Here is a 20,496-nt window from a genome sequence, read left to right as displayed (position 1 = left end):
AGTATTCGGTTTACCGTTTTTGGGCAGCGCCGCGCGCCGCGAATGTGCCGGCGTTTTTGAAGCTGCCAGCTAAATAGTGAATAGGCGTTTTGAAAACAAAATCCGAGTCAGAAAGCAGCAGATTATTATCGAGCAAGCACGCCGGGCGTCATGGATGGTGGCTGAATATCGCCAAACGCGGCACGCCGCTGGTGGAGCTGCAAGGCGATGGGCGAGGGAAGGTCACATTTTTATGGCGCGATCCTCAGGGATGTGAGCTCACTTCAGCCTATCAACGCGTCTGGATCCACATCAACTGCCTCACCGATCATCATCAGGCGTCGCCGCCGCAGAGTTTGCAACGGCTGGAAGGTACCGACGTCTGGTATTGGCAAACCGAGTTGAGCGCCGACTGGCGTGGCAGCTACTGCTTTATGCCCTGCATGGACGACCGGCCGCTGACGCTCAGTGATGACGATGCGCATGCCAATATGCATTCGGTCCGCCATTGGTGGCATCAGGTGTTTGCCAGCGCCACCCAGGATCTGCTTAACCCTCATCGCTCCTGGCCCGGTGCCAACGGCAACCTCCTGTCCGGCCTGCATATGCCGGCGGCGCTGCCGCAACCGGCCTGGCAGGATTTCGATCGCTATGCGTCGGCCTGCGGGCGCTGTACCCCGGCTCCGCCCGCCAGGCTGCAACGTCACAGCTGGCACAGTGCGCGGCTGGGCAATACCCGTAACGTTTGGGTTTACACCACCGGCGACAACAACCCGGCGCAACGCCCGCTGGCCCTGCTGCTGGACGGCCAGTTCTGGTCGAGCAACATGCCGGTCTGGGATCCGCTGATGCAACTGACTCGTGAAGGCAAGCTGCCGGCGGCGGTTTATCTGCTGATTGACGCCATCGATCAAAAACAGCGTGCGCATGAGTTGGCCTGCAATGAAGATTTTTGGCTGGCGGTGCAGGAAGAACTGCTGCCGCAATTGGCTGAATGGGCACCGTACAGCGGCAACCCTGCAAGCACGCTGGTGTGTGGCCAGAGCTTCGGCGGGCTCTCCTCGCTGTATGCCGGTCTTCACTGGCCGCAGCGTTTTGGCGGCGTGATCACTCAGTCCGGCTCTTTCTGGTGGCCGCGTCGCGACATGTATCAACAACCTGCCGTGCCGGCCGATGCCGGTTGGTTACTGCGCCAGGCCGAACAGGGCGTTGGCGGCAAGGGCGGCTTAAAGGTGTATATGGAAGCCGGTACCCACGAACAGGTGGCGCACAGGGTGAATGACCGGATGGCGGATGCGCTGCGTGATGCCGGCCATCAGGTGCAATACCGGGTGGTGGAAGGTGGGCACGACGCCCTGTGCTGGCGCGGTGGGCTGATCGACGGGCTGCAGGCGTTGTGGGCGGATCAGCCCGCAGCGCCATTCGCCAGGCTAACTTTCAAAGCCGAAGGAGTCCGTGATGGAAACTCAGAACCCGTTCGATGATGAGCACCAAATCTGCCTGATTCTGCAAAACGATGAGCGGCAATACAGCCTGTGGCCTGATTTCAGCGCAGTACCGGCGGGGTGGACGCCGGTTTTCGGCCCGGCGGCCCGTTCGCTGTGCGTGAGCTGGCTGGAACAGCATTGGCAGGATATGCGGCCCGCATCGCTGCGTAAGGCGTGATGGGGTCATTACCGTTAACAGGAGTCAGTCCCTTGTCAGACCCTATTTTATTACCGACTGAAGAGCAGCATGCCGCTGAGTTGCCGCTGGTCGCCGCGCAACCTGGCATCTGGGTTGCCGATCAAATCTCACCGTACGCAAATGCTTACGCGGTTTCCCACTATATCGAGCTAAGCGGCCCAGTGAACGAAGCGCTGTTGTTGCAGGCGATTGCGCAGGGGTTGTCCGAAGTCGATACCCTTCAGCTCCGCTTTGAAGAGCGTGACGGGGTACCGGTACAGTGGCATGACGCCGAACTGGCGATACTGCCGACGGAATATCTCGATCTGCGCGATTCCCCGGATGCCCCGGCGGCTGCGCAGGCGGTGATGCAGCTGGATATGTCCGGTGATTTGCGTATAGGTAGCGGTAAGGCACTGTACCGCCATATGTTGATCCGCCTGTCGGACCGGCGTTGGTTCTGGTATCAGCGTTATCATCATATTCTGGTCGATGGCTTCAGTTTTACCGCCATTGCCCGCAGAATCGCCCATATTTACAGCCGCACACTGAACAATGAACAGCCTGACCCGACGCCGTTTACCCCGTTCAGCGAGGTGGTAGCGGAATATCAGCGCTACCAGCAGTCGCCAACCTGCCGGCGCGACGCCGATTTTTGGCTGAACAAGGCGCAGCAGTTGCCCGCGCCGGCCACGCTTTGCCCGCAGCCGCTGGCCGGACAGACGCCAACTACCCGCATCCACCGGTTATCGCAGCTGTGCGATCGCCAGGATTTTGCCCAACTGGTGAGCGCCAGCCGGCAGCAGTTCAGCGTGGCGGATATGGCGTTGGCGCTGGTGGCGCTGTGGGTGTCTCGCCTGAGCGGCCACGGCAGCTTCAGCGCCGGTTTTATCTTTATGCGCCGCACCGGTTCTGCTGCGCTGTGCGCCAACGGGCCGGTGATCAACGTATTACCGATCGAAATGCACCTCGATCCCCAGGCCACACTGTGCGAGTTAGCCGGCGGTATAGGTCGTGAATTGAAAACCGTCCGTCGTCATCAGCGTTACGAGGCGGAACAAATCCAGCGTGATTTGGGGCGGATTGGCGATGCCCAACCGCTGTACGGCACCGTTTTCAACTTTAAAATGTTCGATTTCCAACTGGATTTCGGCGGTATCGAAGGCATTACTCACGAGCTGGCTTCGGGGCCGGTACGGGATCTGGAGATCGCGCTGTATCTTGACGAGGCCGGCACGCTGAAGGTGGATCTGCTGGCCAATGCCGAACGTTATCAGCGCGATGAGCTGGCGGCGCATTTACAGCGCCTGCCGCTGTTGCTGCGTCAGTTTGCCGCCCAGCCGCAGATGCCGATTGGCGAAGCCGATTTGCTGACCGAACAGGATCGTCAACTGCTGGCCCGGGTTAACGACACCGCTCATCCGGTGGTGCCGCAAACCCTCAGTGGCCTGCTGGCCGAACAGGCGCAGAAAACCCCGGATGCCCCGGCGCTGGCGGACGCGCAATACCGGTTCAGCTATCGCGAAACCCGTGAGCAGGTCACGGCACTGGCGCGTCAACTGACGGCACAGGGTGTGCAGCCCGGCGATATCGTTGCCGTTGCGCTGCCGCGCTCGGTGTTTCTGTCGCTGGCGCTGATGGCGATTGTCGAGGCGGGGGCCGCCTACTTGCCGCTGGACACCGGCTACCCTGACGAACGTCTCGGCATGATGCTGGAGGATGCCGCGCCGCGACTGATTATCACCGAACCTACCCAGCAGGCGCGTTTTGCCGGCAAGGGAGAGATCCTGCTGTTTGCTGAGCCACTGGCCGCCGACTGTGCGGCTGAGGTGGTGCTCAGCGGGCCAACGCCGCATCATCCGGCTTACATCATCTTTACTTCCGGTTCTACCGGGCGGCCGAAAGGCGTGCTGGTGGGGCATCAGGCGATCGTCAACCGTTTGCTGTGGATGCAGCATCAGTATCCACTGGCGGCGAACGATGTGGTGCTGCAAAAAACGCCATGCAGCTTTGACGTCTCGGTGTGGGAGTTTTTCTGGCCGTTGATGGTGGGTGCGCAGTTGGTGATGGCACCGCCGGAAGCGCACCGCGATCCGCAACAGTTGCTGGAGTTGATTGACCGGCATCGGGTTACCACGTTGCACTTTGTGCCTTCGATGCTGGCGGCCTTTGTCGGCGTGCTGGACACCCCGCCGGCGGTGGCCTGCTGTGCGCCGTTGCGGCAGGTGTTTTGCAGCGGCGAAGCGCTGCCGGCTGAGCTGTGCCGCCTGTGGCAAAGCCGCACCGGAGTGCCCTTGCATAACTTGTATGGCCCGACCGAAGCGGCGGTGGATGTCAGTTGGCACCCGGCCTGGGGCGAGGCGCTGGTGGCGGTCACCGGTGCCAATGTGCCGATCGGCCTGCCGGTGTGGAATACCGGGCTACGTATCCTGGATGCGCGTCTGCGGCCGGTGCCGCCGGGCGTGGCCGGCGATTTGTATCTTACCGGCGTGCAGCTGGCGCAGGGTTATCTTGGCCGGCCGGAGCTGACCGCCAGCCGCTTTGTGGCCGATCCCGAAGGCAACGGCGGGCGGATGTATCGCACCGGCGATGTTGCGCGCTGGCTGCCGGGTGGAGAAGTGGAATATCTCGGCCGCAGCGACGATCAGCTAAAAATTCGTGGTCAACGCATTGAGTTGAGCGAAATCGACCATGCGTTGCTGTCGCTGCCGGGCATTAAGCAGGCGGTGACCCATGCGCGGGTGCTGGACAATACGCCAACCGATCCTGGCGGCGGCGATGCCCGTCAGCTGGTGGGGTATCTGGTGGCCCAGCCCGGCGTACGCCTGGATCTCGATGGCCTGCGTGCCGCATTGGCCGATCGCTTGCCGCCACACATGGTGCCGGTGGCGTTGGTCGAGATGGATTCTCTGCCGCTAAGCGCTAACGGCAAGCTGGATCGCAAAGCGTTGCCGCAACCGCAGGGTGCTGCCAGAGTTGAAGGGCGCGAACCGGAAGCGGGGCTGGAGACGGCTATCGCTGCGGTGTTCGCGCGCTTGCTGCAACGTGAAATCGTGTTTGCCGACGATGATTTCTTCGCTCTCGGCGGCCATTCGCTGCTGGCCATGCGGCTGGCGGCAGAGCTGCGGCGCGAGTTGGGTAAGGCGGTTTCGGTAGGGCAGGTGATGGTCGCTTCTCGGGTGGAACAGCTGGCGCAACTGCTCACGCAAGAGCGCACGCAGGAAGAAGCCGACCAAACCGGTTTCGACAGCCTATTGCCGCTGCGTACCACAGAGGGCCCGACGCTGTTCTGCCTGCATCCGGCTTCCGGATTCTCTTGGCAGTTCAGCGTGCTGCCGCGCTATATCGACCAACATTGGTCGCTGGTGGGCATTCAGTCGCCACGTCCGGATGGCCCGCTGGCGCTCAGCGAGGATATGGATCAGGTTTGCGAGGCGCATCTGGCGACGGTATTGCAGGTCCAGCCTCATGGCCCGTACCACTTTATCGGTTATTCGCTGGGTGGCACGCTGGCGCAGGGTATCGCCGCCAGGTTACAGGCGCGGGGCGAAGAGGTGGCCTTCCTCGGCTTGCTGGATACCTATCCGCCGGAAACGCAAAACTGGGACGTAATGCTGGATGACAACGTGCTGAAAGAAGTGCAGCGGGAACGCCAGCAGTTCCTGGCGGTATCGGAAGATACGCTGGATCCGGCGCTGGGCGAAACCCGCGTGGCGATGTTCGATAATATCGAAGCCAACTACGCCGACTCGGTGCGTTTGCTTTCCGCGACTCATACGGCGAATTTCAGTGGGCAGGCGACGCTGTTTGTGGCGCGTCAGACGTTGCAGGAAGGGATGGATGTGCAGCAAACCTGGGCGCAATACGTGGACGCCTTGCAGGTTCATGAACTGGATTGTGCGCACGTGGATATCGTGTCACCGGCGTCGTTCAAGGTGCTGGGGCCGTTGTTGAACAGAATACTGAGGGCGTTATAACGCCCAGTGACGGTAGGGGCGAATAGATTCGCCCCGATTAACAGGGCCCAACTGCTGGGCTCTTACAAGATCAGGGTTCCCTGATTATTTCCCCAACGGCACCACCAGCGGCGTGTGCGAGACCGGATCGTCGATGATCATGCAGCGCAGGCCGTACACTTCTTCGATCAACGCCGGCGTCACGATATCCTTCGGCGCACCTTCGGCCACGACTTTGCCGCCGCGCATGGCGATCAGATGGGTGGCATAACGGCAGGCGTGGTTGAGATCGTGCAACACCACCACCAACGTGTGGCCGTTTTCACGGTTTAACTGACGCATCAACTCCAGCAGGTCGATCTGATGGCTAATGTCCAGCCAGGTGGTCGGCTCATCCAGCAACAGCAGCGGCGTTTGCTGCGCCAGCACCATCGCAATCCAGACGCGCTGACGCTGCCCGCCGGAAAGCGTATCCACCGGCTGTTCGGCCAGTTCAAACACGCCGGTGGAGCGCATTGCCTGCTCCACCGCTTGCTGGTCTTCCTCGCGCCAGCGGCTGAACAGACGCTGATGCGGGTAGCGCCCGCGGGCCACCAGATCAAATACGGTGATGTCGCCGGGAGCGGTCGAACTTTGCGGCAGCAGACCCAACTGGCGCGCCACCTCTTTGGTTGCGTATTCGCTGATGTGCTTACCGTTCAGCCAGACCGTACCGGCTTGCGGTTGCATCAGGCGGCTGAGGGTGCGCAGCAGGGTAGATTTACCGCAGGCGTTCGGCCCGATGATCACCGTCAGTTCTCCTTGCGGGATGGAGACGGAAAGATCGCTCGCTACGATTTTCTTGTCATAACCGAGCGTCAGATGTTCGGCGCGCAGCGGCGCGGGCAGCAGGGGTTCAGCATTCATTTTTTTCGTGACTCACGGATTAACAGCCAAATCAGATAAATGCCGCCGAGACTGACGGTCAGCACGCCTACCGGCAATTGATAAGGCATAAACAGGCGCTGGGCGGTGACATCGGCGATCAGCAGCAACAGCGCGCCAGTCAGGGCGGTCAGCAACAGGACGCTGCGGTTGGCGCACAGGCGACGGGCAATCTGCGGCGCCACCAGCGCAATGAAGGAGATTGGCCCGGCCACGGCGGTGGCGGCAGCGGTCAGCGTCACGCCGATCAGCAGCAGCAGCACGCGCGAACGTTCCACCGGCACACCGAGCGCGCAGGCGGTGTCGTCACCCATTTCCAGCAGCCGCATGCGGCGTGACAGCGTCAGCAACAGCAGGCAACACAGCGCGATCACTGCCAGCACCGGCAGGCTTTTCGCCCAGCTTATGCCGTTAAGCGACCCGGCGCTCCACAGCCCGGCGGTCATGGCGGACTCCAGCGAAGCGCTGATGATAAGCCAGGTATTGCCGGCCACCAGCAGGGCGCGCACGGCGATGCCGACGATAATCAAACGGAAAGTCTCGACGCCGTTGCGCCACGCCAGCAGATAAACCAGCGCGGCGGTCAGCAGGCCACCGGCCAGCGCCCCGGAGGTGATGCCGACAACGCCGCCGTTAAACAGCACTATGGCTACCAATACGCCGCTGTAGGCGCCGGTATTGAAGCCGATCACGTCCGGGCTGCCGAGCGGGTTGCGCAGCAGCGACTGGAAAATAGCGCCGCTGATCCCGAGCGCCGCGCCCAACAGCAACGCCATAGCGACGCGCGGCAGACGCCACTGGGTGACTATTACCGTCAGGTTTGCCGGGCCTTTGCCGAGGAGAGCGTCGATCACCTGCGTGGCGCTAAGCGAAAGGGAGCCGGAACCGAGGGCGTAAATCGCCAGCACTCCGCAGGCAAGCGCCAGCATCGACGCGGTCAGCGCCGGCCTCGACAGGGCACGCAACTTTTGATCGGTCATCAGACGGGCAGCGAGCATCGACATCAGCGTTGCCTCCTGAACATATGGCGCTGGCGCACCAGCATGATCAGCAGCGGCGCGCCAATCAGGGCGGTTACGATGGAAACGCGCAGTTCGCCGGCCACCAGGAAGCGGCCAATCAGATCGGCGCTCAGCAGCAGGATGGGGGTCAAGACCAGCGTCCACGGCAGCATCCAGTGCAGCTCGGAGCCGGCCAGCCGCCGGGCAATGTGCGGCATCATCAGGCCGACGAAGGCAATCGGGCCGACGGCGGCGGTGGCGCCGCCGCACAGCAGGGTGATCGCCAGCAGGCCCAGCAATTGGGTGCGGACGATGCCGGTGCCCAGCGCAGTGGCCAATTCGCTGCCCATGCTCAGGCTGTTAAGCGATTTGCTCATCCACAGTGTGATTAGCGTGCCCAGCAGGATCGGCAGGGTGACGGTGCGCACCACCTGCATATTTTGAATATCCAGCGAACCGGCCTGCCAAAAACGCAGTTGATCGAACACCAGGGGATTCAGCAGAGAAATTCCCGAGGTCATTCCCTCCAGCACCGCCGCCAGCGCGACCCCGGCCAGCGTCAGGCGGACCGGGTTCAGGCTGCTGCCGCCAAGAGCGCCGATCAACGCGACCAGCAGTGCAGCGAACATCGCCCCGGCAAAGGCGAACCACAGGTATTGGCCAACCTCGGCGGCACCAAAGAAGGTGATGCCCAGTACCACGGCAAATCCCGCCCCGGCGTTTACGCCGAGAATGCCCGGATCGGCCAGTGGGTTGCGGGTGAGGGTTTGCATCAATACGCCGGACAGGCCCAGCGCAATGCCGGCCAATACGCCCACCAGCGTGCGCGGTAGCCTGGCGGCGGTAATAATAGTGCAGTCTGCCCCGCTGCATTGACCGTTCAGCGCCTGGATAACCGTATCAAAAGGAATGGACTTGGCGCCGAGCGACAGGCTGAGCAGCATGACTGTCAACAGCACGCAAACGGCAACCAGCAGACCAAATAGTTTGCGACGAAATGAGTGGGGAGCGCCGCTAATAAGACAAGCCCTGGGAGGCGGAATGAGCGGTGTGCCATTGCGTGTAATCCGTAACATAACAATCCATTATTTATTGAATATAAATGATATTTATTATCATTATTGATTGCTTTCATCTATGTTACCATGACTCCCTTCGCTATTGCAGCACATACCCTTCATTCTTGAAGCTGTATCTGTGTTGGCTGCCCGCACTTACCCCAATCACGTACTTCCTGTACGTTCATGGGGATGCGCTTGGTTGCCGCCTTGATTCAACTCCAATTATTTTGGCTATAGACGCTGCCCCTTTTCCTAAGTTGTGGTGAGAAAGCTGATGAGTAAGCCCTCTATTTTGCTTGATTTTGGCCTGCTTAAGACCAATGGCGCGTTTCGTGCCGTATTTTGCGCGCGTTTTATTTCCATTCTGGCGCTGGGATTGATGGCCATTGCGATCCCGGTTCAGATCCAGGCATTGACCGGTTCGACCTTGCTGGTCGGGCTGTCCGTGACGCTGGCGGGCAGCGGCATGTTTGCCGGTTTGCTGATGGGGGGCGTATTGGCCGATCGTTATGAGCGCCGCCGTTTGATTCTGTTTGCTCGCTCCACCTGCGGCATTGGCTTTATCGGGCTGTGCCTGAATGCCGCCTTGCCGGCTCCTTCGTTAACGGCGATTTATTTGCTGGCCGTGTGGGACGGTTTCTTCGGTGCGGTCGGGGTGACGGCGCTGCTGGCCGCCACGCCGGCGTTGGTGGGGCGTGAAAACATCGTTCAGGCCGGGGCCATCAGTATGCTGACGGTGCGTTTTGGCTCGATCCTGTCGCCGGCGATAGGGGGCCTGGTGATCGCTCACTCCGGTGTGATGTGGAACTACGGCCTGGCAGCGTTGGGCACTTTGCTGACGTTGATCCCCTTGCTGCGCCTGCCGCAGTTGCCGCCACCGCCACAGCCGCGTGAACACCCGCTGCGCGCGTTGGCCGGTGGTTTCGGCTTCCTGTTCCGTAACCGGGTGATCGGCATGGTGGCGCTGATCGGTGCGCTGCTGACCATGGCCAGCGCGGTGCGGGTGTTATATCCGGCGATGTCCGGCATGTGGCACGTCAGCGCTGCGCAATTGGGCTTTATGTATTCCGCAGTTCCGCTCGGCGCGGCGATTGGCGCGTTCACCAGCGGCCGGGTCGCTCACGTAGCGCGGCCGGGCTGGATGATGCTGACGACGGCGATAGGTGCGTTCGTTGCCATCGGTCTGTTCGGTCTGATGCCGTGGTACGGTTTGGCGCTGTTTTTCCTGGTGATTTTTGGCTACCTGAGTGCGCTGAACTCGTTGCTGCAATACGGGTTGATTCAGAACCTGACGCCGGACGCATTCCTGGGGCGCATCAATGGCCTGTGGACGGCGCAAAACGTTGTGGGTGATGCGTTGGGGGCGTTACTGCTGGGGGCGATGGGGGCATTTATGCTGCCGGCGATGACCTCGACCAGTTTTGGTTTTGGGGTGGCGGTGCTGGGTGTGGTACTGGCTTTCGCCATGCGCGGTTTGCGCCAGGTGGGCAGCGGCGGGCAGGAAGAAAATCTCCAGCCCGCCAGTGAGGCTAGCGAGAAATAAACTGTTTTTCCAACAGCGTCAGCAAGTTGCCGGCGCTGTAATAATCCAGCCGGAAGGTATCGTTGCCCAGCGCGTAAACCCGTTTATGCTGCACTGCCGGCAGGTGAGCGAGAAAAGGATTGGCCAGCAGGCGTTGCGCGTCGGCGTCGCCGTTGGCGAACAGCATCAGTGTCTGGCCGTTCAGGCCTTCTGCCAGGTTCTCGCCGCTCAACTGAATAATGTCCTTGCGCACTCCCTGACTGCGGCTGTTGTGCAATGTGGCGGGCGGTACCGCCAGGGTGAAGCCGAGCTGTTTAAGCATTTGCCCCTGGGACGATTCGGCGGTCCACAGATTGGCGCTTTTGCCGTCAGAACCAAACACCAGCGCGGAGACCGGCTGTTCAGGCAGGGTCATCCGCTGTTTCAGCGCTTTTTCACGCGCATCAAAATCGCCAATGATTTTATGCGCCTGGGCTTCATGCCCGGTGGCCTGGCCCAGTTCTGCGGCCAGTTCCTGCCAGCTTTTGTCGTCGTAATTGACCACCAGCACCGGGGCAATGGCAGAGAGCTGATCGTACAGGCGCAGGGCGGAATCGGCGCCGGTGGCTGACATGATAATCAGATCGGGGGCAACACCTGCGATGGCTTCCGCATTGGGTTCGCCGACGTACAGGCGTTTAACGCCGCGCTGTGCGGCGATGTCGCTCCATTGACGGAAGAACCCCTGTTTGTCCGCCAGACGGCTGCCGGGCGTGGTTGCCCCACTGGCTACCACCGGTGCGTCGATGGCCAGCAGGGTGCCGGTGACGGTAACGCTGGTAGAAACGATGCGGGCAGGGGGTTGAGTAAGGGTTACCACACCGTGTGAGGTTTCGATGTCACGCGGCCAGCCGGCATCGGCAGCATGAGCGGCACCGATGGCCGCTAGCGCGAACAGCGCCAGGCCGAAGATCAGGTTCGTCTTCATAAAGGGAGTCCTTAGGTTTTAAATAGTAATACTTATCATTTATACCCGTCGTCTTTCAAGCTGCAGCGTTGTTGGCTGCACTCGCTCCCCCCAGTTACTTACTTAAGTAAGCGCCTGGGGACTCCCGAGCTGGCCGCCTAGCTGCAACTTGAAAGCCATAGGGTATATGTAGTTATGCTGCTGATTTTCTACCAAGATGATGAGGAGAAGAGCTGTTTACAATTATTGACATGGCAAATTTCCAAGGGTACTTTAACGCGGTAAAACATAAATGATAATCATTATTATGTTTATTATCATTCACGAAGATAAATGGAGTACCGATGAGCGTGACTGTAAAGGGTACCGGCCAAAAGAAATCGCAAAGCAAGGAGAGCGGACTGAATACTGCAGGCGTTTCGCCCACCTCAGGCTTCTTCTTTACCTCTCCTTTCCGTAGCCTGAGTACCCAGGGCTGCTTCGCCAAAATCACGCTGCCCGCAGCAGGCGGGGACCAGGTGAATGGGGAGTTTCAGCGAGAGGTTCGGCACGCTTTCGCCGAAGCGAAACTGGCAGGCGTGAAAAGCCCGGTACTCTGTGGCGCCATTCCTTTTGATACTCATCAACCTTCAGCGTTGTTTATTCCCCAGCAAACTCAGTGGTTTGAGCGCGATGCCTTTTTGGCCGACGTAACGCCGCCGCAGGATGCCTTGCCGGAAATTACCCGGCAAACCGAAGTGCCTGCCCAGCAGCCCTTCATGCAGATGGTTGCCGATGCGGTGCAGGCTACCCGTGGCGACCGGTTGGATAAAGTGGTGCTGTCGCGCCTACTGGAGATTGAAACTCGCGAACCTGTTGATCGCCAGGCGCTGATGGCGCGCATCATCGCCCAGAACCCTAACGGTTTCCACTTCCACGTACCGCTGGAGCAGGGGGCGCTGGTGGGCGCCAGCCCGGAATTGCTGCTGCGCAAATCCGGCGCGCAGTTCTACTCCAACCCGCTGGCAGGCTCTGCCCGCCGTGATGCCGATCCGCAGCGGGACCGTGAAATCAGCCAACGGTTATTGGTGTCGGACAAAGACCTTTATGAGCACCAATTCGTCACCGAAGGGATGCGCCAGGTATTGGCCGACCGCTGCCGCCACCTGAACATCCCGTCATCCCCTGAATTACTGAGCACCACCACGCTGTGGCACCTGTCTACGCCTATTGATGGCGAAGCCGCCAGCCGGGCGGAAAATGCGCTTTCGCTGGCCTGCCTGTTGCACCCGACGCCGGCATTGTGCGGTACGCCAACCCGGCTTGCGCATCAGGTGATCAAACAGCTTGAGCCCTTTGATCGCGGCCTGTTCGGCGGCATTGTCGGCTGGTGTGATGCCGAAGGCAACGGCGAGTGGGTCGTGACCATTCGTTGCGGCACCGTACAGGGCAACCAGGTGCGGCTGTTTGCCGGTGCCGGCATCGTGCAAGACTCTTCGCCGGAATCCGAATGGCGCGAAACCGGCACCAAACTCAGTACCATTTCGCGGGCGTTTGGCCTGAACCAAGGATAGGCATACCCATGAGCATTGATTTTACTCCCTGGCCCGAGGCGTTGGCCCGTCGTTATCGCGAACGCGGTTATTGGACCGAACGGCCATTGACCGACATTCTCACCCGCCAGGCCAAAAATGACGCCGTGGCGCTAATCGACCCGCAATGCAGCCTGAGTTATCGCCGGCTTAATCAACTTTCTGACCGGCTGGCCGCCGCGCTGCAACGCCGGGGCATGCAACGCGGCGATACCGCTCTGGTGCAGTTGGGTAACGTGGTCGAGTTCTATGTGACCTTCTTTGCGCTGCTGAAAATTGGCGTGGTGCCGGTGAATGCGCTGTTCAGCCATCAACGCAACGAACTCAAGGCTTATGCCGCACAAATCAAGCCTGCGCTGCTGATTGCCGATCGCCGGCATGGTCTGTTCGGCAACGACGAATTCCTCACGGCGTTTCGCGCCGAAAATCCTTCATTGCGTGTGGTGGGGTTGCGCAGCCAGGCGGAAGGCGAGCAGTCGTTGGCGGCCTGGCTGGAAGAGGAAGCCGGTGATTTTGTCGCCGCACCGACGCAGGCTGACCAGGTGGCGTTCTTCCAGCTTTCCGGTGGCAGCACCGGCACGCCAAAGCTGATCCCGCGTACCCACAATGATTACTACTACAGCATTCGTCGCAGCGTGGAAATTTGCCATTTCGACGTGCATACCCGCTACCTGTGCGCGCTGCCGGTGGCACATAACTACCCAATGAGTTCTCCGGGCGTGCTCGGCGTGTTTTACGGCGCCGGGCTGGTGGTGTTCGCCAGCGATCCGGATGCCGGGCAATGCTTCGGTTTGATCGAGCAGCATCAGATTAACGTGACGGCGTTGGTGCCGCCGGCGGTGACGCTGTGGCTGAAGGCAATCGAAGAGTGGGGCGGCGGTCAGCCATTGGCCAGCCTTAAACTGTTGCAGGTGGGGGGCGCCAAGCTGAGCGAAACCCTGGCCGCGCGCATCCCGGCGGAAATCGGCTGCCAGTTGCAACAGGTCTTCGGCATGGCGGAAGGCCTGGTGAATTACACCCGGCTGGACGATGACGACCGGCATATTCTGACCACTCAGGGCTGCCCGATGTCGCCGGACGACGAACTGTGGGTGGCCGATGACGACGGCAATCCGCTGCCGGTGGGGCAAACCGGGCGCCTGATGACCCGTGGCCCTTACACCTTCCGCGGTTATTACCAAAGCCCGGAACATAACGCAGCCGCCTTTGATAAAGACGGTTTTTACTGTTCCGGGGACCTGATCAGCCTGACTGAAGACGGCTATGTGAAGGTGGAAGGGCGTCAGAAAGATCAGATCAACCGCGGTGGGGAGAAGATCGCCGCCGAGGAGATCGAAAACCTGCTGTTGCGCCACCCGGAGGTGATCAATGCGGCGCTGGTTTCAATGCCGGATGAGCTGATGGGCGAGAAGAGCTGCGCCTTTATTATCGCCACCAGCGCGCTGAAGCCGGTGGTACTGCGCCGCCATTTGCGTGTGGAGGGCGTGGCCGAATTTAAATTACCCGATCGTTTTATACAGGTCGATACGCTGCCGCTCACCCCGGTAGGCAAAGTGGATAAAAAACGGTTGCGCCAACGCCTGGAGGCACAACCACTGACTCAGGCCCAGGGAGAATAAGTCATGGCCATTCCTAAACTTAATGATTACGCGCTGCCGACGCAGGCTGAACTGCCGACCAACAAAGTGAGCTGGACGCTAGAGCCGCAGCGGGCTGCGTTACTGATCCACGATATGCAGCAGTATTTCCTGAATTTCTGGGGTGAAGACAGTCCGCTGATTAAGCAGGTGGTCGAGAACATTGCCAATCTGCGCCGCTATTGCAAATCACAGGGCATCCCGGTGTTTTACACCGCGCAGCCTAATCAGCAAAGCGACGAAGACCGCGCGTTGCTGAACGATATGTGGGGGCCAGGGTTGAATAAGCACCCCGAACAGCAGGCGGTGGTGCAAGCACTGGCGCCGGAAGACGACGATAGGGTTCTGGTGAAGTGGCGTTACAGCGCTTTCCACCGTTCGCCGCTACAGGAAATTTTGCAGGAGTCGGGGCGCGATCAGCTGATCATTTGCGGCGTGTATGCCCATATCGGCTGCATGACTACCGCTATCGATGCCTTTATGCGCAATATCCAGCCGTTTATGGTGGCTGACGGCCTGGCGGATTTCTCCCGCGACGAACACCTGATGGCGCTGCGTTACACCGCCGGCCGCTGTGGCCGCGTGGTGACGACTGCCGAATTGCTGCCGGGCATCGCCAGCAAAGCTGCGCTGCGCCGGCAAATCATGCCGTTCCTCGATGAGGACAGCGAAGACATGGGCGACGATGAGAACCTGATCGACTACGGTCTGGATTCGGTGCGTATTATGGAGCTGGCTGCGCGCTGGCGTAAAATCCGCAGCGATATTGATTTTATCGCGCTGGCCAAGAACCCGACCATCGACAGTTGGTGGGCGATGTTGTCGCAGGAGAAATCCTGATGGGCAAAGAGGGTGATTTTGCCGGTAAGCGGCTCTGGGTTACCGGCGCGGGTGCCGGCATTGGCCTGGAGACCGCATTGGCGTTTGTAAGAGCCGGCGCCGAGGTGATTGGCTTCGATCTGCGTTTCGACGAACCGGAATACCCGTTCCGCACCGAAGTGCTGGATGTCGCCGATAGCGATGCGGTAGACAGCCTGTGCGGGCGTTTGCTGACTGTGCAACCAGAACTGGACGTACTGGTGAACGGTGCGGGCATTTTGCGGATGGGGTTGGCAGATGAGACCAGCACCGCAGACTGGCTGGCCTGTATGGCGGTCAATGCCGGCGGGGCGTTCAATATGTTCCGCCATACGTTGCCGGTGTTCCGTCGCCAACGACGTGGCGCGATTGTCAGCGTGGCCTCGAATGCGGCCCATGTGCCGCGCGTCGGCATGGCGGCCTATTGCGCCTCCAAAGCGGCGTTGCGCAGCCTATGCCAAACCGTAGGGTTGGAAATGGCGCCTTATGGCGTGCGTTGCAATCTGGTTTCGCCCGGCTCGACCAACACGCCGATGCAGCGCGGCATGTGGCAGGACGAAAGCGGTGAACAGAACACCATCAACGGTTTCCCGGAGCAGTTCAAGCTGGGTATTCCATTGGGCAAGATCGCCCAGCCGCAGGAAATTGCCGATGCCATTTTGTTTCTGGCTTCCGATCGCGCCAGCCATATCACCCTGCAGGATATCGTGATTGACGGCGGGGCGACGCTGGCTGCCTGATATACCCGTCATACTTCAAGCTGCTGGTGTGTTGACTGCAACTCGAATTATTTAGGGTATAGGGTTACCTGTTATTTATGACGATAGAGCGCTGCTTGCAGCGCCTTTTTTATGGGCGGCAAAAGAGGGACCAGGTAATAGAGGTTGTGGTGATGTCCGGGCGACAGATGCGAAAAAAGCGCCAAAAGGCGCTTTTTTCTGTATTGGTGGGTCGTGCGGGATTAATTCGGCCTTTGGCCTCACCCTACGGGCCAACGCAAGCGTTGTTCAAAATTGTCAGGGCCAATTTTGTCGAACCTGCACAGGTTACTCGTTTCTTTCAGAAGCTCGCCCTACGGGCCAACGCAAGCGTTGTTCAAAAGCGTAAACGCTTTTGTCTCATCCAGCACGATGCCGTGCACCATGTCATTGAGATGTTTGCGATGAGTAGGGTGACGCAGATGCGAAAAAAGCGCCAAAAGGCGCTTTTTTCTGTATTGGTGGGTCGTGCGGGATTCGAACCTGCGACCAATTGATTAAAAGTCAACTGCTCTACCAACTGAGCTAACGACCCGCAGAAGTGGTGGGTGATGACGGGCTCGAACCGCCGACCCCCTCCGTGTAAAGGAGATGCTCTACCAACTGAGCTAATCACCCACTTCAGAACTTCCGGGTACTGCCAAACAAGAGAATGAGTGGTGGGTGATGACGGGCTCGAACCGCCGACCCCCTCCGTGTAAAGGAGATGCTCTACCAACTGAGCTAATCACCCTCATTCTTCTCATTTCTTACTGCCTTACTGCTCAACAAGATGGTGGGCGATGACGGGCTCGAACCGCCGACCCCCTCCGTGTAAAGGAGATGCTCTACCAACTGAGCTAATCGCCCCGTCTTGTTGGAGTCGCATTATAGGGATAGTTGAAAGTGAGTCAACGGTTTTTAAAATGATTTCAATCGTTCGCCGCAAATTTAAACAGGATGCGATATTTATCGCCGCCAATGATGATTCTTTGCACATTGTTATGCGAAATGCGCCGCAGCGATAACGAAAACAGGTGCGGCAATATCGTGTCGGCGTTGAGGAATTAGCGGGGGGTGGTACAATGTTGCCCACTTTTTTCAATTCCGAGCAATCGTCGGCAACCGCCGACCCGCGTTGCGTAATAAGGCAGTGAAACCAATGAAAATCAAAACCCGTTTTGCACCGAGCCCAACCGGCTATCTTCACGTCGGTGGCGCCCGTACTGCGCTTTACTCCTGGTTGTTCAGCCGCCATTCGGGCGGTGAGTTCGTTCTGCGTATCGAAGATACCGATCTGGAACGTTCCTCGCAGGACGCTATCGACGCAATTATGGATGGCATGAACTGGTTAAACCTGGATTGGAACGAAGGTCCGTACTTCCAGACCAAGCGTTTTGACCGTTATAACGCGGTGATTGACGACATGCTGGTACAAGATACCGCCTATAAATGCTATTGCTCGAAGGAGCGTCTGGAAGCGCTGCGTGAAAAGCAGATGGAAAACGGTGAAAAACCGCGTTATGACGGCCACTGCCGCGATAGCCAGGACAGCCACACCGACGACGAGCCGTGCGTGGTGCGTTTCCGTAACCCGCAGGAAGGCTCGGTTATCTTCGATGACAAGATCCGTGGCCCGATCGAATTCAGCAACCAGGAGCTGGACGATCTGATCATTCGCCGTACCGACGGTTCGCCAACCTACAATTTCTGCGTCGTGGTGGACGACTGGGATATGGAAATCAGCCACGTGATCCGCGGCGAAGACCACATCAACAACACCCCGCGCCAGATCAACATTCTGAAAGCGCTGGGTGCACCGGTGCCGGAATATGCGCACGTTTCCATGATCCTGGGCGACGACGGCAAAAAACTGTCAAAACGCCACGGCGCAGTGGGCGTGATGCAGTACCGCGATGACGGCTACCTGCCGCAGGCGCTGCTGAACTATTTGGTGCGTCTGGGGTGGTCCCACGGCGACCAGGAAATCTTCTCTATTGATGAGATGAAAGAGTTCTTCACCCTGGAAGCGATCAACAAATCCGCCAGCGCCTTCAATACCGAGAAGTTGCAGTGGCTGAACCACCATTACATTAACCATATGCCGGCGGAAGAAGTGGCGGTGTATCTGGCGTGGCACGTTGAGCAGCTTGGTATTGAAACTCGCAACGGCCCTGAGCTGAAAGATATCGTCAAACTGCTGGGCGAGCGCTGCAAGACGCTGAAGGAAATGGCCGAGTCCTGCCGTTACTTCTATGAAGACTTCAGTGAATTCGACGCCGACGCCGCCAAGAAGCACCTGCGCCCGGTGGCACGCCAGCCGCTGGAAGCGGTACGCGCCAAACTGGCCGCTATCAGTGTCTGGACGCCGGAAAATGTGCATGACGCCATTCAGGGCACCGCTGATGAGCTGGGTGTGGGCATGGGCAAGGTTGGCATGCCGCTGCGCGTAGCGGTAACCGGCGCCGGTCAGTCACCGGGTATGGATGTGACCGTGCATGCTATCGGCCAGGCGCGTTCTTTGCAGCGTATCGACCTGGCGCTGGCCTACATCGCCGGGCGTGAAGCTCAGGCCTGATAGATTTACCCCGCGCCTTCCGGTTGTCAGCGGGGGGCCGGCAGCCAGATGACGCAATAACAGATAAAGCCTTGTGGAGCGATCCGCAGGGCTTTTTTTATGCCTGGCTGATTTTTATCCGCAATGGCGATTTTTTAGCGCTAAACGCGCTGATTTGGCGGCTTTTTCAGCGCTTGATCGAGTAATTCAATTTAGCCGTTGACAGTGTTTCGGGGGTTTCATATTATGCGCCCCGTTCACAGGATTTTGTGATTGTGGATTGGGGCTATAGCTCAGCTGGGAGAGCGCTTGCATGGCATGCAAGAGGTCGACGGTTCGATCCCGTCTAGCTCCACCAACCTTTATCTCAGTAAGGTTGGGGAATACCGTAACGCCGGTTAAAGCGTACCACTTTTGTGGGGCTATAGCTCAGCTGGGAGAGCGCTTGCATGGCATGCAAGAGGTCGACGGTTCGATCCCGTCTAGCTCCACCACCATTTAAAAAGCCGACCTTAGGGTCGGCTTTTTGCTTTCTATCTTTGCTGCTTTCTAAACTGCAGGCAATAAAAAAGGCCGCCGAAGCGACCTTTCCGTTGTTGCCGTTTCGGCTTAGCCCAGAACCAGGCCCGCGATGGACGCAGACAGGAGGCTGACCAGCGTAGAACCGTAAACCAGCTTCAGACCAAAGCGTGAAACTACGTTGCCCTGATGCTCATTCAGCCCTTTAATCGCACCGGCCACAATACCGATGGAAGAGAAGTTGGCGAAGGAAACCAGGAACACCGACAGAATGCCCAGGCTGCGTGGCGACAGTTCGGCAGAGACTTTCTGCAGCTCCATCATGGCCACGAACTCATTGGAGACCAGCTTGGTCGCCATGATGCTGCCAACCTGCAAGGCTTCGTGCTTGGGAATACCCATAATCCAGGCGAATGGATAGAAGAAGTAGCCCAGAATTTCCTGGAAGCTCAGGCCGAAGATGGCGCTGAACAGGCCGTTGAGCGCCGCGATCAGGGCAATAAAGCCGATCAGCATAGCAGCAACGATAATGGCTACTTTGAAACCCGCCAGAATGTATTCACCCAGCATTTCGAAGAAGCTCTGGCCTTCGTGCAGATTGCCCAGATGCAGTTCTTCTTCTTTACTGGTGTCATACGGGTTGACCAATGACAGTACGATAAAGGTGCTGAACATGTTCAGTACCAGCGCCGCAACCACAAATTTGGCGTCCAGCATGGTCATGTAAGCACCTACGATGGACATGGAAACCGTAGACATCGCGGTTGCCGCCATGGTGTACATGCGTTTTTCAGACATCTTGCCCAGAATATCTTTATAGGCAATGAAGTTTTCAGACTGGCCCAGGATCAACGAGCTGACGGCGTTAAACGACTCCAGCTTGCCCATACCGTTTACTTTTGACAGCACGGTACCAATAATCCGGATGATAAACGGCAACACTTTGATGTATTGCAGAATACCGATCAGCGCAGAGATGAAGACGATCGGGCACAGTACCTTCAGGAAGAAGAAGGCCAGACCTTTATCACCCATACCGCCGAATACAAAATCAGTCCCTTGCCCAGCAAACCCGAGCAGCTTGTCGAACAGCGCCGCGAATCCTTTTACAAAACCTAAACCCGCTTCCGAATGCAGGAAAAAGTAGGCCAGCAGTACTTCAATAACCAACAGTTGAATAACGTAGCGAATGCGGATGCTTTTACGGTCACGGCACACTAACAGTGCCAGGATCGCAACCACCACCAACGCTAACGCAAAGTGCGCAATATGGGACATGTTTGCTCCAAACTTGAGGCAGGCTGAATTTCGGATGTCATTTTATGTAACGCCACGTTTAAAAACGAGAGGTCCATTGCAAATATGGAAACTCATAATGGGAAACATCCTAAATTATTAGACTAAACCATAAAAAATCAAGAGGTTACTGAATCCATACGAAATTCCTATTCTTGTGCTAATTTGATTATCAGGCGTACTTCGTTTGGAATATGGCTTGGTGGAGGGCAGAAAAGTGTAATCTGCACGTTACACCCTTCGTTAAAACCTGAGTTATCCCCGATT

Annotated in this window: 14 protein-coding genes and 6 tRNA genes; 11 read left to right on the top strand and 9 right to left on the bottom strand. The window is 58.5% G+C overall.

The annotated features are described in order from the left end of the window. Positions 1-89: 89 nt before the first annotated feature. The 3 genes from fes to D4100_RS12530 are packed head-to-tail and all read left to right on the top strand — an operon-like array spanning position 90 to position 5,621. Complete coding sequence (gene fes, locus D4100_RS12540; RefSeq protein ID WP_065506453.1) at positions 90-1,463, top strand: enterochelin esterase; 1,374 nt, start codon at positions 90-92, stop codon at positions 1,461-1,463. After that, complete coding sequence (locus tag D4100_RS12535) at positions 1,438-1,644, top strand: MbtH family protein (RefSeq protein WP_065506452.1); 207 nt, start codon at positions 1,438-1,440, stop codon at positions 1,642-1,644. The genes fes and D4100_RS12535 overlap by 26 nt, the downstream gene beginning before the upstream one ends. 32 nt (positions 1,645-1,676) lie before the next feature. After that, complete coding sequence (locus tag D4100_RS12530) at positions 1,677-5,621, top strand: enterobactin synthase subunit F (RefSeq protein ID WP_119804480.1); 3,945 nt, start codon at positions 1,677-1,679, stop codon at positions 5,619-5,621. Positions 5,622-5,705: 84 nt separating this feature from the next. Here D4100_RS12530 and D4100_RS12525 read toward each other — a convergent pair whose 3' ends face one another. The 3 genes from D4100_RS12525 to fepD are packed head-to-tail and all read right to left on the bottom strand — an operon-like array spanning position 5,706 to position 8,601. Continuing rightward, a complete protein-coding gene (locus tag D4100_RS12525) occupies positions 5,706-6,506 on the bottom strand; it encodes an ATP-binding cassette domain-containing protein (RefSeq protein ID WP_065506450.1) in 801 nt (266 codons plus the stop codon). Continuing rightward, positions 6,503-7,528: an iron-enterobactin ABC transporter permease gene (gene fepG, locus D4100_RS12520; RefSeq protein ID WP_081304032.1), complete on the bottom strand. Its 1,026-nt coding sequence runs from the start codon at positions 7,526-7,528 to the stop codon at positions 6,503-6,505. Before fepG ends, D4100_RS12525 begins: the two co-directional genes overlap by 4 nt. Further along, the gene (gene fepD / locus D4100_RS12515) at positions 7,528-8,601 is read right to left on the bottom strand and encodes a Fe(3+)-siderophore ABC transporter permease (RefSeq protein ID WP_065506449.1); all 1,074 of its coding nucleotides are present in this window, start codon (positions 8,599-8,601) and stop codon (positions 7,528-7,530) included. Before fepD ends, fepG begins: the two co-directional genes overlap by 1 nt. Positions 8,602-8,860: 259 nt before the next feature. On the opposite strand from fepD, the gene entS reads away from it, so the two are divergent. Then, positions 8,861-10,129: an enterobactin transporter EntS gene (gene entS / locus D4100_RS12510; protein WP_065506448.1), complete on the top strand. Its 1,269-nt coding sequence runs from the start codon at positions 8,861-8,863 to the stop codon at positions 10,127-10,129. On the opposite strand, the gene fepB is transcribed toward entS, so the two are convergent. Then, the gene (gene fepB / locus D4100_RS12505; RefSeq protein ID WP_065506447.1) at positions 10,116-11,075 is read right to left on the bottom strand and encodes a Fe2+-enterobactin ABC transporter substrate-binding protein; all 960 of its coding nucleotides are present in this window, start codon (positions 11,073-11,075) and stop codon (positions 10,116-10,118) included. The genes entS and fepB overlap by 14 nt on opposite strands. Before the next feature lie 323 nt (positions 11,076-11,398). On the opposite strand from fepB, the gene D4100_RS12500 reads away from it, so the two are divergent. The 4 genes from D4100_RS12500 to dhbA are packed head-to-tail and all read left to right on the top strand — an operon-like array spanning position 11,399 to position 15,860. Next, complete coding sequence (locus D4100_RS12500; protein ID WP_065506446.1) at positions 11,399-12,607, top strand: isochorismate synthase; 1,209 nt, start codon at positions 11,399-11,401, stop codon at positions 12,605-12,607. Between the two features lie 8 nt (positions 12,608-12,615). Next, complete coding sequence (locus D4100_RS12495) at positions 12,616-14,244, top strand: (2,3-dihydroxybenzoyl)adenylate synthase (RefSeq protein ID WP_119804479.1); 1,629 nt, start codon at positions 12,616-12,618, stop codon at positions 14,242-14,244. Positions 14,245-14,247: 3 nt separating this feature from the next. Next, the gene (locus D4100_RS12490; RefSeq protein ID WP_119804478.1) at positions 14,248-15,102 is read left to right on the top strand and encodes an isochorismatase; all 855 of its coding nucleotides are present in this window, start codon (positions 14,248-14,250) and stop codon (positions 15,100-15,102) included. Then, a complete protein-coding gene (gene dhbA, locus D4100_RS12485) occupies positions 15,102-15,860 on the top strand; it encodes a 2,3-dihydro-2,3-dihydroxybenzoate dehydrogenase (RefSeq protein ID WP_119804477.1) in 759 nt (252 codons plus the stop codon). Before D4100_RS12490 ends, dhbA begins: the two co-directional genes overlap by 1 nt. Before the next feature lie 477 nt (positions 15,861-16,337). On the opposite strand, the gene D4100_RS12480 is transcribed toward dhbA, so the two are convergent. From D4100_RS12480 to D4100_RS12465, 4 genes are all read right to left on the bottom strand, one after another. Further along, a tRNA-Lys gene (locus tag D4100_RS12480) sits at positions 16,338-16,413 on the bottom strand. Between the two features lie 7 nt (positions 16,414-16,420). Next, positions 16,421-16,496 (bottom strand) — tRNA-Val (locus D4100_RS12475). A gap of 39 nt (positions 16,497-16,535) precedes the next feature. Then, positions 16,536-16,611 (bottom strand) — tRNA-Val (locus D4100_RS12470). A 40-nt stretch (positions 16,612-16,651) separates the two neighbouring features. Continuing rightward, a tRNA-Val gene (locus D4100_RS12465) sits at positions 16,652-16,727 on the bottom strand. Between the two features lie 292 nt (positions 16,728-17,019). Here D4100_RS12465 and gltX point away from each other — a divergent pair. From gltX to D4100_RS12450, 3 genes are all read left to right on the top strand, one after another. Continuing rightward, on the top strand, positions 17,020-18,435 hold the full coding sequence (gene gltX, locus D4100_RS12460) for a glutamate--tRNA ligase (RefSeq protein ID WP_119804476.1): 1,416 nt from the start codon (positions 17,020-17,022) through the stop codon (positions 18,433-18,435). A gap of 261 nt (positions 18,436-18,696) precedes the next feature. Next, positions 18,697-18,772, top strand: a tRNA-Ala gene (locus tag D4100_RS12455). Positions 18,773-18,832: 60 nt separating this feature from the next. After that, positions 18,833-18,908, top strand: a tRNA-Ala gene (locus D4100_RS12450). Positions 18,909-19,023: 115 nt separating this feature from the next. On the opposite strand, the gene D4100_RS12445 is transcribed toward D4100_RS12450, so the two are convergent. Further along, positions 19,024-20,211: a NupC/NupG family nucleoside CNT transporter gene (locus tag D4100_RS12445; protein WP_119804475.1), complete on the bottom strand. Its 1,188-nt coding sequence runs from the start codon at positions 20,209-20,211 to the stop codon at positions 19,024-19,026. Positions 20,212-20,496 lie beyond the last annotated feature (285 nt).

This window comes from Serratia inhibens, assembly GCF_003591175.1.
GTDB lineage: Bacteria > Pseudomonadota > Gammaproteobacteria > Enterobacterales > Enterobacteriaceae > Serratia > Serratia inhibens.
The sequence above is the reverse complement of the archived record's forward strand: the minus strand, read 5'-3'. Positions and strand labels throughout refer to the sequence as shown.

Excerpts from the sequence above, each read along its gene's own strand:
- D4100_RS12535 (WP_065506452.1), top strand. The coding sequence starts at position 1,438 with ATGGAAACTCAGAACCCGTTCGATGATGAGCACCAAATCTGCCTGATT.
- D4100_RS12525 (WP_065506450.1), bottom strand. The coding sequence starts at position 6,506 with ATGAATGCTGAACCCCTGCTGCCCGCGCCGCTGCGCGCCGAACATCTG.
- fepG (WP_081304032.1), bottom strand. The coding sequence starts at position 7,528 with ATGTCGATGCTCGCTGCCCGTCTGATGACCGATCAAAAGTTGCGTGCC.
- fepD (WP_065506449.1), bottom strand. The coding sequence starts at position 8,601 with ATGTTACGGATTACACGCAATGGCACACCGCTCATTCCGCCTCCCAGG.
- entS (WP_065506448.1), top strand. The coding sequence starts at position 8,861 with ATGAGTAAGCCCTCTATTTTGCTTGATTTTGGCCTGCTTAAGACCAAT.
- fepB (WP_065506447.1), bottom strand. The coding sequence starts at position 11,075 with ATGAAGACGAACCTGATCTTCGGCCTGGCGCTGTTCGCGCTAGCGGCC.
- D4100_RS12500 (WP_065506446.1), top strand. The coding sequence starts at position 11,399 with ATGAGCGTGACTGTAAAGGGTACCGGCCAAAAGAAATCGCAAAGCAAG.
- D4100_RS12495 (WP_119804479.1), top strand. The coding sequence starts at position 12,616 with ATGAGCATTGATTTTACTCCCTGGCCCGAGGCGTTGGCCCGTCGTTAT.
- D4100_RS12490 (WP_119804478.1), top strand. The coding sequence starts at position 14,248 with ATGGCCATTCCTAAACTTAATGATTACGCGCTGCCGACGCAGGCTGAA.
- dhbA (WP_119804477.1), top strand. The coding sequence starts at position 15,102 with ATGGGCAAAGAGGGTGATTTTGCCGGTAAGCGGCTCTGGGTTACCGGC.
- gltX (WP_119804476.1), top strand. The coding sequence starts at position 17,020 with ATGAAAATCAAAACCCGTTTTGCACCGAGCCCAACCGGCTATCTTCAC.
- D4100_RS12445 (WP_119804475.1), bottom strand. The coding sequence starts at position 20,211 with ATGTCCCATATTGCGCACTTTGCGTTAGCGTTGGTGGTGGTTGCGATC.